Origin of the sequence: Microbacterium sp. NPDC064942, assembly GCF_049545525.1 — a bacterium.
Lineage (GTDB): Bacteria > Actinomycetota > Actinomycetes > Actinomycetales > Microbacteriaceae > Microbacterium > Microbacterium gawkjiense.
Genome location: NZ_JBMWDR010000010.1, coordinates 51411 through 66080, shown reverse-complemented (window position 1 = coordinate 66080; position 14670 = coordinate 51411). Strand labels below are relative to the sequence as shown.

13 protein-coding genes are annotated in these 14670 nt (G+C 67.3%); 10 read left to right on the top strand and 3 right to left on the bottom strand.

Annotated features, from left to right (window positions below):
* Positions 1-12: 12 nt before the first annotated feature.
* The 3 genes from ACPEH2_RS14475 to ACPEH2_RS14465 form a co-directional block, all read right to left on the bottom strand.
* A complete protein-coding gene (locus tag ACPEH2_RS14475) occupies positions 13-612 on the bottom strand; it encodes a hypothetical protein (protein WP_423719006.1) in 600 nt (199 codons plus the stop codon).
* 1 nt (position 613) lies between these two features.
* Complete coding sequence (locus ACPEH2_RS14470; protein WP_005052715.1) at positions 614-1288, bottom strand: ParA family protein; 675 nt, start codon at positions 1286-1288, stop codon at positions 614-616.
* A gap of 855 nt (positions 1289-2143) precedes the next feature.
* Positions 2144-2908 carry a hypothetical protein gene (locus ACPEH2_RS14465; RefSeq protein ID WP_423719005.1) on the bottom strand — a complete coding sequence of 255 codons (765 nt, stop codon included), beginning with the start codon at positions 2906-2908 and terminating at the stop codon, positions 2144-2146.
* A gap of 312 nt (positions 2909-3220) precedes the next feature.
* Between ACPEH2_RS14465 and ACPEH2_RS14460 the strand changes: the two genes are divergently transcribed.
* From ACPEH2_RS14460 to ACPEH2_RS14415, 10 genes are all read left to right on the top strand, one after another.
* Positions 3221-3457, top strand: a complete 237-nt coding sequence (locus ACPEH2_RS14460; RefSeq protein ID WP_005052720.1) for a hypothetical protein — start codon at positions 3221-3223, stop codon at positions 3455-3457.
* Positions 3457-4446, top strand: a complete 990-nt coding sequence (locus tag ACPEH2_RS14455; RefSeq protein ID WP_005052723.1) for a conjugal transfer protein — start codon at positions 3457-3459, stop codon at positions 4444-4446. Before ACPEH2_RS14460 ends, ACPEH2_RS14455 begins: the two co-directional genes overlap by 1 nt.
* A 16-nt stretch (positions 4447-4462) precedes the next feature.
* Positions 4463-4786 carry a hypothetical protein gene (locus ACPEH2_RS14450; RefSeq protein ID WP_005052725.1) on the top strand — a complete coding sequence of 108 codons (324 nt, stop codon included), beginning with the start codon at positions 4463-4465 and terminating at the stop codon, positions 4784-4786.
* Positions 4787-4796: 10 nt separating this feature from the next.
* Complete coding sequence (locus ACPEH2_RS14445; RefSeq protein WP_423719004.1) at positions 4797-5372, top strand: hypothetical protein; 576 nt, start codon at positions 4797-4799, stop codon at positions 5370-5372.
* Between the two features lie 2 nt (positions 5373-5374).
* Positions 5375-5590, top strand: a complete 216-nt coding sequence (locus tag ACPEH2_RS14440) for a hypothetical protein (RefSeq protein ID WP_423719003.1) — start codon at positions 5375-5377, stop codon at positions 5588-5590.
* 14 nt (positions 5591-5604) lie between these two features.
* Positions 5605-8127, top strand: a complete 2523-nt coding sequence (locus tag ACPEH2_RS14435; protein WP_423719002.1) for an ATP-binding protein — start codon at positions 5605-5607, stop codon at positions 8125-8127.
* Positions 8124-10154: a hypothetical protein gene (locus ACPEH2_RS14430; protein ID WP_423719001.1), complete on the top strand. Its 2031-nt coding sequence runs from the start codon at positions 8124-8126 to the stop codon at positions 10152-10154. Before ACPEH2_RS14435 ends, ACPEH2_RS14430 begins: the two co-directional genes overlap by 4 nt.
* Positions 10155-10160: 6 nt before the next feature.
* On the top strand, positions 10161-11408 hold the full coding sequence (locus ACPEH2_RS14425; RefSeq protein WP_423719000.1) for a M23 family metallopeptidase: 1248 nt from the start codon (positions 10161-10163) through the stop codon (positions 11406-11408).
* 123 nt (positions 11409-11531) lie between these two features.
* On the top strand, positions 11532-12125 hold the full coding sequence (locus tag ACPEH2_RS14420; protein ID WP_423718999.1) for a hypothetical protein: 594 nt from the start codon (positions 11532-11534) through the stop codon (positions 12123-12125).
* Positions 12126-12531: 406 nt separating this feature from the next.
* Complete coding sequence (locus tag ACPEH2_RS14415) at positions 12532-14643, top strand: FtsK/SpoIIIE domain-containing protein (protein WP_423718998.1); 2112 nt, start codon at positions 12532-12534, stop codon at positions 14641-14643.
* Positions 14644-14670 lie beyond the last annotated feature (27 nt).

The following is a 14670-nucleotide window of genomic DNA, read 5'->3' as shown; positions in this document are numbered from 1 at the left end:
ACACCGCACCGTCTATTCGAGAGGCGGAAGGAATGCCTCGTAGGCGGTGATGATGACGAAGTTCCGGGAGGGAGCATCGAGTTCAGCGGTGACGCGATCGAGGATCGCGCGGTACGACGGGGCAACGCGCACGGTGTGCTTGACGCGAGGCCCCGCATCAGTGACGGGGGCGGGACGCTTCTGCCGGTTGAACAGATCCGTCCAGTCCTCGTCAGTCTCTTCTCCGCCGGCGGTGGCCTGGCGGATCAGTTCAGGAAGACGCTTATAGGTGGCCGAGACGGCGTCCAGGAGGACCGTCTGGTGGCTCTTGCGCGTCTTGGCCATGTACGCCTGCAGTCGGTCGTTCAGCGGGACCGGAAGGTGGACAGGGACGCCCTTGGTCGCGGTCTCCCGCTCCTCCCCCTCTCCCCCGTCTTCGTCCTCCGCGCGGGTCGTGCGAGTCGGCTGCTTGCGCGGCGCCTGCTTCTTCGCAGGAGCGGCCGCAGGTTCGACCGCCGCTGCAGGGACGGGCTCGGTGGGCGGAGCCTGGTCGACGGTGGGCTCCACGGGTTCTGCGGGAGCCAGCGTCGGCACGGCGCGGCGGGTGAGTTTTCCGAGATCCTGGCGTGCCACGTCAGGCCTCCTTCATCTGGTTGGCCCACAGCGATGTGAGCTCCAACGCGACACTGGTGTAGTCGGAGATCGCTGCTTGGTTCTTGCGGGAATCGGTGTACTGCGTGACGACCTTGCCGTCGTAGGGAGCGTCCTCGATGCTCGCGGACAGGCGGATGTGACGCTGGAACCGCGGGAGTCCGATCTGTCCTTCGATGAACTCGACGGTGTCGAGCTGCTCTTCCCAGTCCTCGAGTCGCCGCCCGCCTCGGCGGGTGTCGATCTTGTTCAGCAGGAGTCGGTAGGGCACCCCAGTCGGGATGATGTGCTCGGCGAGCGTGTCCGCGACGGACTCGATGGCCATGGTGGCCGCTTCGAGCGGCAGGACGATGAAGTCGGCGACCTGCAGGACTGCGGTGAGAACGCCGGTGTTCTCATGGCTGCCAGGTGTGTCGACGAGGACGATGTCGTATCCGTCGAGGTCACGCAATCCCATGATGTTGTTGGGGTCGACGTCGGCGGCGAAGTCGAACGGAAGGTCATCCCCCGCGCGCTCGGCCCAGCGTGCTGCGGACTGCTGCGGGTCGACGTCGACCACGAGCACATTGTTAGCGCGGGACAGCGCGGCCGCGAGGTTCATGACGGTGGTGGTCTTGCCCACCCCGCCCTTCTGGTTGCAGACGCCGATGATTCTCACGATCGGCCTCCACGGCTGAGGGCGTTGGCAGCGGTCGCGCCAGTCGAGCGCGCGGTGTGCGGATGTGTGGCGCGGGTATGGGGCAACTGTGGCGGGTTCATGGGCGCCAGTATAGCGTCACATTCACGCCTATATGCAACAACAATCGCGCGTGGCTGGCGCGACACATGCGCTAGAGCATGTGGAGCTACGGCGCTAGAACTGTGCGATGAACGCGCTCTGTCGGTGCAAGAACAACGCAAGCAGAGCGCTTGACAGTGCGCATCATCTAAAACAAGACCCGCGCCATAGTGGCTACATACGGGCACAAGCAATGCGCAAGTAAGGGGCCGTACAGGCGACAGCCGGGCGCTCGTAATGCGCACGTTAGAGCGCAACAGCATGCGCGGGTAGGGCGAGGTAATAGCGCGAATATTGCAGTTGATATTGCGGATGGCTGGCGCGGGTATGGCGCGGGGGTTGCTCAGCGTATCGCGCAAGTGATGCGGTGATCTGGCGGGGGAGTGGCGGAGGCTATCGCGGTGTTGCTGCGAGGGTACAGCGCAGAGCATGGCGGCGGGGTGGCGCGTGTGTAGCGCGGCGCTGGCGATGGCGGGGTGCGCGGTGTCGCGAGGGCTGGTCATGGAGTCGTGGCGGGGCATCCAAACGATGGATGCGGGCGTAGACAGGCCTGTGCGGCCTGCTGAGGCGATTTCGGCCAAGAGGAGGGCTCCGAGTGAGGCGGAGGGGAAGACAGGGCCCCTGGGGGCCATCCAGAGGCCCTGTCTGTCTGGGGGGCGGAGCGGGAGTGTTGCTCCGGCCTGTGGGGAGCGCTCGACTCGTCGACTGCGCTTGCCCCCTGGATGGCGGGTTGGCTCAGCTGCGGCGCGGGGCGTAGGAGACCTTGGCCTCCATGTCGCCGCTGACGGCCTGCATGAGCTTGGTGCGGATTCGGCACACTCGGCGGTTGAGCGTCTCCCGGCTGACGCCGAGCTCGACAGCTGCTTCCTCACGCGCCACACCGGGATCACCCTCCGCGAGCTCGATGCGAGCAAGCAGCTGGACCTCGTCGCGGCGGAGGGTGCCGGAGTCGATCGCCCAGGTGAGGATCGTCACCAGATCCCGGAAGACGTCATCGCTCTCGTCGGGGCCTGCGATCTTCTCGAGCAGCTCGTCTTCGACCGGCATTGCGTCGACGCTGTGCTCGCTGCCGAACCAGACTCCGAGGTTCTTGATCGTCTCGAGGCGGATGTTTCCGGAGACGGAGTGGACCCGCTCGAGCGGGTAGGTGTGAATGACCTCCCAGAGCACGCCGATCGTCGCGGTACGGGCGTCGGCGGGGGAGTGCTGCCACAGGCTGCGCATGCTGCTGCAGCTGCTCGGCAGCCGCAGCGCGAGCGGCATGAACGACTTGAGCAGGACGCGGCCTGCGAAGGTATCGCCGGCGTGCTCGAGGGTGAGCAGCTCGAGCAGGAGCGCGTCGCGCTGTTCGGGAGCTTGCGGCTGCCGGATGAGGTTCACGGCCTCATCGCCAGTCAGCTCGCCGAGCGTTCCGAAGTGGTGAGTGGTGTGGGAGTGGAAGCTGTTCCACTCGTCGAACAGCTGGTCGGCAAGAGGTGATGTCTTCGCCCAAGCAGTCATGAGAAATGGCCCTTCGTCGTGACGTCGGTTGACGAAGGGCCACGTTCCTCAGCACCCCTGGTTCAGATCCTGGAAAGTTCCGGCCGGGCAGGAGAGCGCCCGATCGACGGATGCTGGCTTCGGTGGATCTGAGTTGCGATCCGATGCTGTAAATACCCGTTCAGGGGCGGTTTCCATGTCTCGCTGCATGGGCGCAATATCCACGCAAGATTTCTTCGATCCGCGATGTCCGCGAAGGGCCGAAAACCCGGCCTATACAGATATGCCCCCGTTGGTCGGGAGGCATCAGGACTCCGCGGAAGGGACAGAAACGTGAGCGAGAGCAGCACCGCAGACAGCGCCGACGACGCCATGTGGGAAGGATTCAAGCCCGACGCTGCACGCGCGATCCGTGCGCGCCAGGGGTTCGAGGAAGCAGTGGCGAGCACTCTCGACGCACCCTTCGACCCCTCCACGCATGGTCGCGTGGTGAAGGCGGTTGAGGAGCTTTCGGCAGCGGTGCCGGCAGCTCTGCGGGTGGCGCAGCTGCGAGTGGGAGGAGCTGCATAATGGCGCGTCGTGAGAAGACGTCGAAGCCGGCCAAGGAGACGAAGACCGTCCCGGCACAGGGGAGCAGCTGGACCCATGGTCGGCAGCTGGGCGGCAAGCTGCTGTCCGCGCTTCTGTTCGCCGCGATCGCGTGTGGGCCTATCGCGCTCTTCGCCGCGGCCGCACGTCCGGCGCCCGTCGTCGCCGCAGCGCCCGAGGCGCAGGCAGCGGGACTGAGCACGCAGCAGCAGGCTGCCGGCGGTTACGCGGAGGGCTTCGTCTCCTCGTGGCTGAGCGCGACGAAGGACGCACCGGGCGACCTGGCTACCTACGTCGACCTGGCGGCGCTGCGGCAGCTGTCGGTCACGGCCTGGGAGTACCGCGACCTGTCCGTGGTCTCCATCACGCCCGTCGACGGCTCGGACTTCGTCAACGTCGTCGTCGCGGCGAACATCAAGGAGCTGTCGGTGACGGACTCCGACGACACCAGCACGACGAGCTGGCCGCGCCGCTACTTCCAGGTGGCGATCGCGGTCAACGGGGACACGGTGAGGGCAGTCGGTCTCCCGGCCCAGATCTCCGCTCCCGTCCAGGGCGAGACAACGTCGCTGGTCTACAAGCAAACCATCGGATCCTCTGACCCGTCCGCGGAGACAGTGTCGGCGTTCCTCGGCGCGTACCTTGCCGGCTCGGGTGACCTGTCCCGATACAGCGCCCCGGACACATCTTTCGTGGCGATCTCGCCCGCCCCCTACGTGATGGTCAACGTCGAGGAGATGCGGTCAGACCTGACGCCTACGGAGTCCCCGAGCGATGGCGACACCCTCAAGGTGCTCGCGACCGTCTCACTGCTGAGCCCGCTGGACCAGCAAGTGACCTCGACGTACACGCTCACTCTCACCGCGCGTGCCTCCCGCTGGGAGGTCAGCGCCATTGATCTTGCACCGCAAGCGGTCTCCGACAAGGGATCGACAACCCCCACGCCGACACCGTCCGGTAACGGCAACTAAGGAAGGAACACCAACCATGTTCGATTGGATCAACGGGATCACCGCTGATGCGACGACTGCTTTCCGGGCGGTCGTGTTTCTCGCAGCAGCAGTGATCTTCTTCGTCGTCGCCGCCAAGGTGCGGTTCGCCATGGCGACGACCATCATCACCGGCATCGCGTGCGGCCTGGCCATGTTCCTCGCCGCCGGCGGTGGCGAGTGGGTCATGGGCCTCATCCAGACCGAGACCGTCGACGCCATCGGAGTCACGATCCATCAGATCGCAGCTCCGGCGGACGCCCTGGTGCTCAACGAGACCACCACCGCGGCCGGCGACACGGTCTACCGGCTGGTCGCGTAAAGGGGCGAACGTGGCCGATCGCGACGAAGAGAGAGAGGTTGCGCGCTTCTACACGCGCAGCCGCCGGTTCCCAAAGTTCATCGGCCGTCTCCACGACGGCACGAAGATCCCCGGGGGCCCCTACACGCTGACGCAGGGCGTCGTCCTGGCGATCGTCCTGGTCGTCGCCCTGCTGACGCAGAGCGTGTGGGGGACTGGCTCTCCGATCGTCGATATCCCCGTCGCTGCCTTCGTGTCCTGGGGAGCAGCGTGGGGAGCCGGAAGGATCCCGGCCACACGCCGGAACCTGCTGAGCATCATCACCAGCGGCCTGTCCGCGATGACCCGCCCCGCAGCCGGCCGCTACCGCGGAGTGACCATGCGGGTTCGCCCGCCCCACTTCGCAGGCGGCGGAACAACGATCGCCGAGCCGGTCGGAGCCACGCTCACCACCCCGGATAGCGAGACCACCGCACCCGCACCGGAAGCGCCCGTCGTGGCGCAGCCGGTCCTGCAGCCGCGCTCGACGCCGCTGCCGGCGCTCGCACCCGCACACGCGGTCAGCGGCGTCGAGCGCCTGCTGCAGCAAGCCCGAGGAGGCAACTGACCATGAACAACACCGACATCCCGCTCGGCATCATCGGCCGAGGCCGCGGCTACGTCATCAAGACCCTCGTGGTCAAGGCGGAGACCGCGCGTGGGCCGATCTGTGCGGACCCCGCTGCCACGAGCTACGCAGCCCTCCTCCCCATCCTCGGCGGCACGCCGATCACGGCACCCCTCAGCGGCGGTCGCGATCTGCTGCTGGCCACGCCGACCGACTGAGAAACGAGACGACGATGCAGATTCCGGCAACAGCGATGACGAGCAACCTCATGTGGACCCGCTCGGGCGTGGTCTGGGCTACGTGGCGGCTGCAGCCGCTCCCGTATGCCTACGCCACCACGGCGGCAAAGCAGCTCGTCAAGGCGCACCACCAGGCGCTCTTCCAGGCGCACCGGGGCGAGGGACTGCTGCTGGGGCTGTGCGCTGACCTGGATCCGGTGTCTGTCGTGGAGCGGATGCTGGACGGTGTTCGCATCGACGAGTGTCCGGACTGGGCGCGCGAGGTCGAGCTGACCCTGGACGCGCTCGAGCAGATCCCGCTTGGAACGCGCGCGTTCTGGTTCTCGGTCCCGCTCGCGGCCGGTTCGATGAAGGCTCGCGCGAGGTCGGCAGTGCGCGCCGCCGACACCAAGCTGCGCGACACGTTGGCTCTTCCCCGTCAGCTGCCTACCGACTCCGAGATCGCTGCGGCCGCGCGGATGGCCAAAGAGATCGAGGTTCGCATCCCGGCCGCGTTCCAGCCGACCCGTGCAACGCCGGCCGAGCAGATCTGGATCGCCCTTCACTCGCAGCAGCGCGGCCTCTCCGCAGATCTCGCCGCCCCTGTCCCGCCCGCCGAGGGTACCGAGGACGGATTCGGCGTCGACGAGCTCGCGCACTTCCAGATGCCCTCCGCGATGCCGAACCCATGGCTCGACGAAGGCGGACAGAGCGACCTTCCCAAGGGGCAGCAGTTCCTCCCGTTCAAGCGCCGCTACCTCAAGGTGCACAGCCCCTACGCGGACGAGACGTCGTCCTACCAGGTGGTGCAGGCCATGGTCGCCGCACCCAAGGCCGGCTGGGTTTCGCCCGGCGTCGAGTGGATCTCACACGTCGACCAGTTCCCCCTTGACGTCGACTGGGGGATCCGTTTCACCGTCACCGGCGCCGACGAGGTCAAGCGTCGCAACAAGAAGGCCGAAACCGCCCTCGAGGAGCAGTACAAGCACCAGGAGGGCACCGCGACGATCACCGGCGGCGGATCCGACCTCGGAGAGATCGCGGAGACGCTGGCCGCCTACCACGCCTCCCTCAACCGCTCCGATAAGGAGGTCGAGGTTCAGGCGACGGTGCTGTTCGCTGTGGGGGCAGATACCGCCGATCTCGCGAAGGCTAAGGGCCGGTTCGTGGCAGACGAGTACAAGCGCGCTGACTTCCTCCTCGAGGCTCCCCTGGGAGGTCAGGAGGAGCTTTGGTGGGCGATGATCCCCGGCACGCCCACCGGGCGCATCGTCCGTGAGCTCACCCAGATCACGACGGGCCGGGAGTTCGCGACCGGCGTTCCGCTTTCCAGCAACGAGCTCGGAGACGAGAAGGGCGCCCGCTTCGGCGAGAACATCAGCACCGCCCGGCACACCCCGATCCTCCGCGACGCGGACGGCAGTATCCAGGCCGACACCAGCGCCAGCTTCGGCGTGGTCGCCGAGCTCGGCGCCGGCAAGAGCGTGCTGCTCAAGGGAGACATGGGCGACACGGTCGACCGCAACGGCCGCGTCGTCGCGATCGACCGCACAGAGGCCAAGGAGTACGCGGTTTTCGCGCAGAGCCTCCGGCCGGACACCACGACGATCGTTGACCTGATGACCCCGGAGTACTCGCTGGACCCGCTGCGGGTGTTCGGCCCTCTCGTCGGCGCACGCATGGTGCAGTCGCTCTTCGCGGTGATGCTCGGCATCCGGGCCCGCGACTCCCGAGGCGTCGCCCTGTCCCGCCTCCTCGAGCCGGAGTACGTCGCGGCGCACGACATCACCAGCCTCGGTCGCCTGCGGGCGCACCTCAAGACGATCTCCTCGGCGGAGAGCGATGAGCTGTCGGGCCTGATCAACCTGGTCGCGTCGAAGGACATCGGCGAGGTTCTCTTCAATGACGGGCTGACCGCTGTCGACCTGAAATCGCGTGCCCTGGTCTTCCTCACCCATGGGCTGTCGCTGCCAGACAAGACCGAGCTCGAGCACGCGCACCTGTTCGAGGAGATGCCCCTGGAAAAGATCTACGGCCGCGCCATGTACGCGATGCTCATGGGGATCTCCCGCGAGGTCTGCTTCATGAACCCCGGCGAGCTCGCCGGCGCCTACTTCGACGAGTGCCACCACATCACCCAGTCACCGGAGGGAGAGCGCGACCTGCGCATCGGCATCCGCGACGGTCGCAAGCACCGCGCGTTCTTCGCCCTCGGCTCGCACGACCCCGCCGACTTCGGAGAAGCTCAGACCCGAGGCCTGCTCAAGACCCGCTACGTGATGCGCCAGACCGACAAGGAGCTCGCTCGCCGCGCGATCGAGTGGCTGACCGGCGAGCCCGCGGACCCGGCGATGGTCCAGGTGGTCACCGAAGACCTGTCCCCGCTCGGGGCGGACGGAAAGGTCGCCCCGGAGCGGCGCGGCGAGGGACTGATCCGTGACCAGCGCGGTCGAATCGGGAAGTTCCGCAAGACGCTGCCCGAGCGCCCCGACCGCCGCGAAGCCGTGCTGTCGACCCCGTCTCTGGTGACACCATGATCACCTTCTACCGGCACACCTTCGAGACTCTGGGCGGCGCGTTCTGGCGGGTCCGTTTCTGGGCGCACGATCACCCGCGGTGGAGCAAGGTCATCGCCGTCGTCCTGATCGACCTGTTCCTGGTCCTGTTCGGCAACACGTACTGGGCCTTCGCCGCTGACGGCGGCGGCTCGTCCCCGTTCATGCTCGGCGGCGACATCACTGACAGCGACGGCGTCCCGCTGACCAGCTACACGGTGCTTCCACTGGACCGCGGCGATGTGTTCACGATGGGGAAGTTCTTCATCTCCATGTGGATCGACCCGATCTGGACCGGGCATCTGGGTCTGGTGTCGTGGATGATCTGGTTCTGCAACTGGCTGCTCTCCTTCGAGTGGGTCGACATCGTCGCGGCACCGTTCGGCGCGCTGGCCGACCTCTTGCAGGACTTCCTCGGCGAGATCGCATGGATCCCGTTCGCGCTGACGATCGCCGGCGGCGTCGCGGGCCTGGCGATCATGCTCGGCCGGCACTCCACCGGGTGGGCGGAGTTGTTCATCTCTGCGTGCTGTGCGGTGCTGGCGACCGGTCTGCTCGCTAACCCGATCGCCTCGCTCACCGCCGCAGGCGGAGCATTCGACACCGCCCAGGAGTACGGCGGTCAGATCGCTGCCGTCGTCGTCACCGACGACATCAACAGCACGGAGCTCGACTCCGAGAACCTGCTGTCAGCTGCGGTCACGTCGCAGCTGGTCGACATCTTCGTGAAGATCCCTGCGCAGACGATCGCGTTCGGCCACGCTCTCGAGGGGCAGTGCGCCGCGACGTTCACCGACACGATGACCAACTCGGCGCCCATCCAGACCGGCGGCAACGAGGTCCGTGACGCGGTCGGCGGGTGCGACGAGGCGGCGAAGACGTTCAACCAGAATCCGAACTTCGGCCAGGTGCTCACGGCCGTCACGATGACCCCCGGAGCGCTCACCCTGTTCATCCTGCCGATGGCCTTCGGGGTGCTGTTCCTAGTCACGGTTCTCGGCTTCCTGATCTCCGCACTCAAGACCATGTGGAACGTCTACATCGGGATCCTCCCGGTCAACCGATACCCGCTGTGGAAGTCCCTCGCCGACACCTTCATGGGCCTGGTCGCCATCGTCTTCATGGCAGTCGTCATGGCGGCCGTCCTCAAGCTCACCGTCGCAGCGATCACCGGGCTCAGCAGCCTGGGAATCCCGCTCGTCGCGCAGATGACCTTTGCGACGCTGGTGATGATCGTGCTGCTGTTCCTCATCATCCGAGCGCGTCGCATTGCCAAGAAGACCGGCCGGTCGATCGCCGAGCAGCTCTCCAAGTACGGCATCGGCAAGGGCGCGCCGGCGCAGCGCGACGGGGTCAAGACCGTCGCGGCGATGAGCGCCGTATCCACCGTCGCGGCCGCGGCGCTGCGTCGCCCTGACAACAAGGTCGACGCGCGCTCCATCAACTTCGGCGCGGGGGCTGCGCAGGACATCGGCACAATGACCGCTACACGCCCGCCCGCGGCTCCCAAGCCGCCCTCGACGCCCTCTGGCGGCTCACCGAGCCGTCCCGCCCTCCCGTCGCCTCAGATGGGCTCTGGGGGCGGCGCTGGCGCGGGTGCTGCCGCCAAGGCCTCGAAGACCGCGGACCTGGTCTTCACGGCCGCGCGGATCGGCAAGGGTGCCGCAGCGGGCGGTGTGGCCGGCGCCGCCGGCGCCGCGGCGCTCGAGGTCGGTGGCCGAGTCGCGAGCAAGGGAGCGTCGAAGGCTGTCTCCGCGGCCGCGGCAGGCGCGAGCAAGCCGCGAGCTGCGGGCGACCCGAAGGTGGTCTCGATGGTCGTCGACCAGGGCCCGGCGCCCACGCGCACCCCGGACGGTCCTCGACGGATCGTCGTCGACTCCTCGGGCATGGGACACATCGAACGGCGCCCCTCGTCAGGTGTCGTCGACATCTCGTCCCTGCCGGCGCGCGCGCCTCGCTCTCCGCGCAGCGGTGAGATGCGCGCCCGGCTCGCGATCGCACAGAAGTAACCCCGCATGTCCGCATCGGGAGTACTCGAGCGCTCTGCCGACGTCGCCGGCGCCGTCAATGGGGGAGACGACGGGGACGGTGGTGGTTCGCGCAAGGTCGTCCTCTCGGTGATCGCGCTCGTGCTGGTGCCGGTGGTGCTCTTCGCCGGCTACACGATGTTCCTGATGATGGCGATCGCCGGCGCCTCCGGCGGTGGGTCGTCGCAGTGCACCGCGGGGTCGCTGACCACCGACAAGCTCGAGGTCCAGACCACAGGAGGATCGACCCGCACCCTCGGTGCGACGGAGCTCGGCCACGCGGCCACCATCCTCTCGGTCGCCCGCTCACTGGGCGTGTCCGCGCGGGGCCAGCAGATCGCGATCATGACCGCGCTGCAGGAGTCCGGCTTGAAGATGTACGCCAACTCCTCCGTGCCTGAGTCCCTCGATTACCCGCACGACGCGGTCGGCAGCGACCACGACTCCGTCAACTACTTCCAGCAGCGTGTGTCGGGCTGGGGCACCGTCGAGGAGCTCATGGACCCCCTCTACGCAGCAAAGGCGTTCTTCGGCGGCGAGGAGGGCCCCAACGGCGGATCGCCGCGTGGGCTGCTCGACATCCCCGGCTGGGAGGACATGGGGCTGGGGGAGGCCGCGCAGACCGTGCAGGTCTCCGCATACCCGACCGCTTACGACAAGTGGGAGCCCGCAGCACAGCAGATCATCACCGCGGTCGGCGGGTCGATCAGCTGCGACAGCAGCACTGTCGTCGGGCAGGCCGCTTTCCCCCTTGCGGCCGGCTACCAGATGACCTCCGGCTATGGGCCGCGCGACATCACCGTTCCGGGTGCGTCGAGTTGGCATGTCGGAATCGACCTGCAGCGCTGGCCAAACCCGTGCGGCGACCCTGTCTACGCGGTCCTGCCGGGCACGGTGACTCTCAGCAGCTCACTGTGGTTGTCGATCAAGCACCCCGATGGGTTCGTGGTGTCCTACCTGCATATGTACAAGAGCGAGCGGCTCGTCGACGTCGGAGACACCGTCACCGCCGGCCAGCAGATCGGTGTCGTCGGGAACGTGCCGCCCAGTGGGGGATGCCACCTGCACCTGGCCGTCAACAAGAACGGGACGACGAATCAGGCCGTCGCCGGGCTGCAGGAGGCGACCGCCCTCGGCGCCCCCTCGCAGTACGCCGGCTACGTGAACCCCGAAGAGTTCCTCCGCCTGTATGGCATCGAGATCTGTCCCACAGACGGCACTTGCCGGCGCCTCTGACCCCTGGAAAACCGCGTCAACTCGCGGCACGTAGCCCTCCTGACGGTCTGGAAACCGGCCTGTAGGCTGGGGACAGCCCCGGCCCGAAACGGGGCCGAAGCCTCCCCACTCAGACGGTGACTCGTGCCTCCAACAGATGTCAACGCCGCTGGTGACCCCGACCGACCCGCCGGGTCAGTGTCGGCCACCGGCTACCGCTCTATCGCATACTTCCTGCCCGTCGCGTTGCACGCGCGCCTCAAGGCTGCGTGGTGGTCGACTCGGGATGAGCCGGAGGGGGCGCCGGCGCTGGCCGGACTCGTCGAGGTCGCCATCGGACGCGAGACCGACCGCCTCGAGCATCTCTACAACGCCGGCTCACCCTTTCCCCCGGCACCTGACCGCGCCCAGGGCGTGAATCCAAGAGGCGCCGCGGGGTACCGCCACCAGACCTACTACCTGCCGGTCGCGTTGCACGCGCGCCTCAAGGCTGCGTGGTGGTCGACTCGGGAGGAGCCGGAGGGGGAGCCGGCGCTGGCTGGACTCGTCGAGGTCGCCTTCATGCGGGAAGCCGACCGCCTCGAGCAGCTCTACAACGAGGGTGCCCCGTTCCCGCCGGCGCCGGCCAAGGCGCGAGGGGTCAGCCGCGCTGCAGCACAACGGCAGGGCGAATGGCTGCGAGGCGAGTGGGAGCGCCGGCGGCAGGCGCAGACCCAACCGACCAACTCAAACGACTGACCCGACCCGGCGACGTGTTGCACGGGGTGTGCGGCGCAGTATGCCGCCGATGTGCGGCGCAGTATTGCGCCATAACTGCGCGGGTGTGCCTGCTGGAAATATTTCCCAGGGGGAGGGGGTCAAGCTCGATTCGACAACCGTGCCTGCGGCAGAACGCCGATCGGGCTTGATCCTATCACCCGTGTCAAGCGCGGGTGTGGCGGAGGTATTGCGCTGGTCTGCGCCGCGATGTGGCGCAATAACCCTTTCCAGCCGCCGTCGCGATCCCCTCGAGCACACTCTGGCACGAGGGACATCACGAGTGCGTCAGGCGCGGGGAGAATCCGCGATGTCCGCGAAGGAGCAGATCTCCGGCCTATACCTCGCAAGAGGGTCGTGAAGTACTCGGCCCACTCAGGAGGCTCGAATGGCAACGGCAACTCGTGTGGCATCTCGTCCGCCGGCGCGACCGCCTGCACCGGCGACGGTGGCTCTGGGTGTTCTTCCTCGGCGTCAGCTGACCGGGCTCATCCCGGCGCTGCTGTGCATCGCACTGGCGACCGCCGCTACCGGGTTGAATGCGGTGCGCCCGTTTACCAATCTGATCCCGCTGGTGTGGGTCGTGGCCGTGTTGCTCGCCGCCGGCGCGGTCGCATCCGGCGTGCGGACCTTCCAACGGGAGGGGCGGATGGACCCGGCGATCGAAGCGGTCCTTCCGATGCTCGGTGCGGCACAGCCAACCCGTGCTCTCGTCGTGCCGGTGAAGTGGACTCGTGGATGGGTGGGCCTCCCGGAGCGCATCAAGATCCGGTACGCCTCGCACGTCGATGACACCGACCCCCGCTTCGTCGACCAGATCCTCGCAGGCCTTGCACGCAGGCTTGGTGCCGAGTACCGGGTGCGCAAGCACAACTCGAGGCGGTGCGTGCTCGTCGTCGAGCTCGCACCCGTGAGTGATCCGGTCTCCCGTGAGCAGCAGCGCGCGATCGAGGTCGTCAAGCTGGTCATCGACCCGACCGCGAGCGTCTCGGTGAAGAGTGCCGATGACGGCTCGGTCTCGAAGATCGACGTCAAGCACAACGTGGGACCGAAGATGGCGATCGCGGCGCGGCGCTCCCAGGTCGAGAAGGTGGTCTCCTCGATGCTCCCTGGCCGGTGGCGTGCGCACTGGGATCTCGAGGGCGACAAGATCACGTTCGAGGTCCGACCGACGATGCCCGACATGGTCCTGCACGAAGTGGAGCCCGCGGCCGCACTCACCCACGCCGCCTACAAGGCGTTCAAGATCCCGATCGGTCCTGACGAAGACGGTCAGATCCAGTCGTGGCATCCGGCGGTCTCCCCGCATTGCCTCGTCATCGGTGGAACCGGATCGGGGAAGACCAGCTTCCAGCACACGGTGCTCACCCATCTCGCGCACGCTCATTGGCGGGTGTGGGTACTCGATGGGAAGCGGATCGAGTTCGCCGGATTCCGGGACTGGCCCAACGTCGAGCTCGTCGGCGCGCGGGTGGAGCACCAGGTGCGGATGCTGCACGCTGCGCACGAGCTCATGGAGGAGCGGTACTCGCAGCTCGAGAACGGCACGGCCCGGCTCGAGGACTTCGACCCCCTCGCGTTGATCATCGACGAGTACGCGACGTTCAAGGCGCGCGTGCAGCGCTGGTACAAGACGGTGAAGCCGAAGGGTGCGCCGGCGCAGGCCCCCGTTCTTGATCTGCTCTCCGATCTCGCCCGACTGGCACGGTCGGCGAAGATCCACATCCTGCTTGGTCTGCAGCGCCCCGACGTCGAGTTCCTCGGCGGTGAGATGCGAGACAACTTCGGCGCCCGCGTCAGCTTCGGTCGTCTCTCCCCGCAGGGCGCCAACATGATGTGGGACAGCTTCGCGGTCGGTGTCGCGATCCCTCGCAACAAGCGTGGCCGCGGTGTCACTCTGAACGCCGAATCTCAGCCCGTCGAGATTCAGGCGTTCTACACCCCCGACCCCGCCAAGCTCGACTCCACCGACAAGGCGGACTGGGATCACCTGGCGGCGCTGCGTCCCGACGCTGCGGACTACGAGCGGATGATGGTGCGCGACCCGGAAGCGGAGCTCACCGACGACGGCGAGGGGGAGGAGCTCGAGCCCGACTACTTCCAGTGGTCCTCGGCCGAGATTGTCGCTTGGGATGCATCGGTACCGTCTACGACCAAGCACGACGCGCTTCGACCCTCCAATGTCACCCCACTGGACTCCCGTGAACGGGTCCGGTTCGTGCCCGACGTCGACGACGATGCACCGGACGTCGACGCGGCTGCTGACGGCGACGGATACGGCGAATCCCTTGAGGGCCCCGCGGTGGAGCTCGAGGTCGGAGATCTCCTGCTCGTCGACGCGACTCTGGGGCTGTGGGGAGTGGTCGAAGGAGTGGAGCCCGACGTCGTCGACGACGAGTACCTCGCGATCGAGTACCGCGACCTCGACAGCGGTGAGGACGGGCTGCTGACGCTCTTCGACAACTCGGTGATCAGCTACCGCCGACCCGAAGCCGCCTGATCGTCGTGGCCGTCATGATGCTGCGGG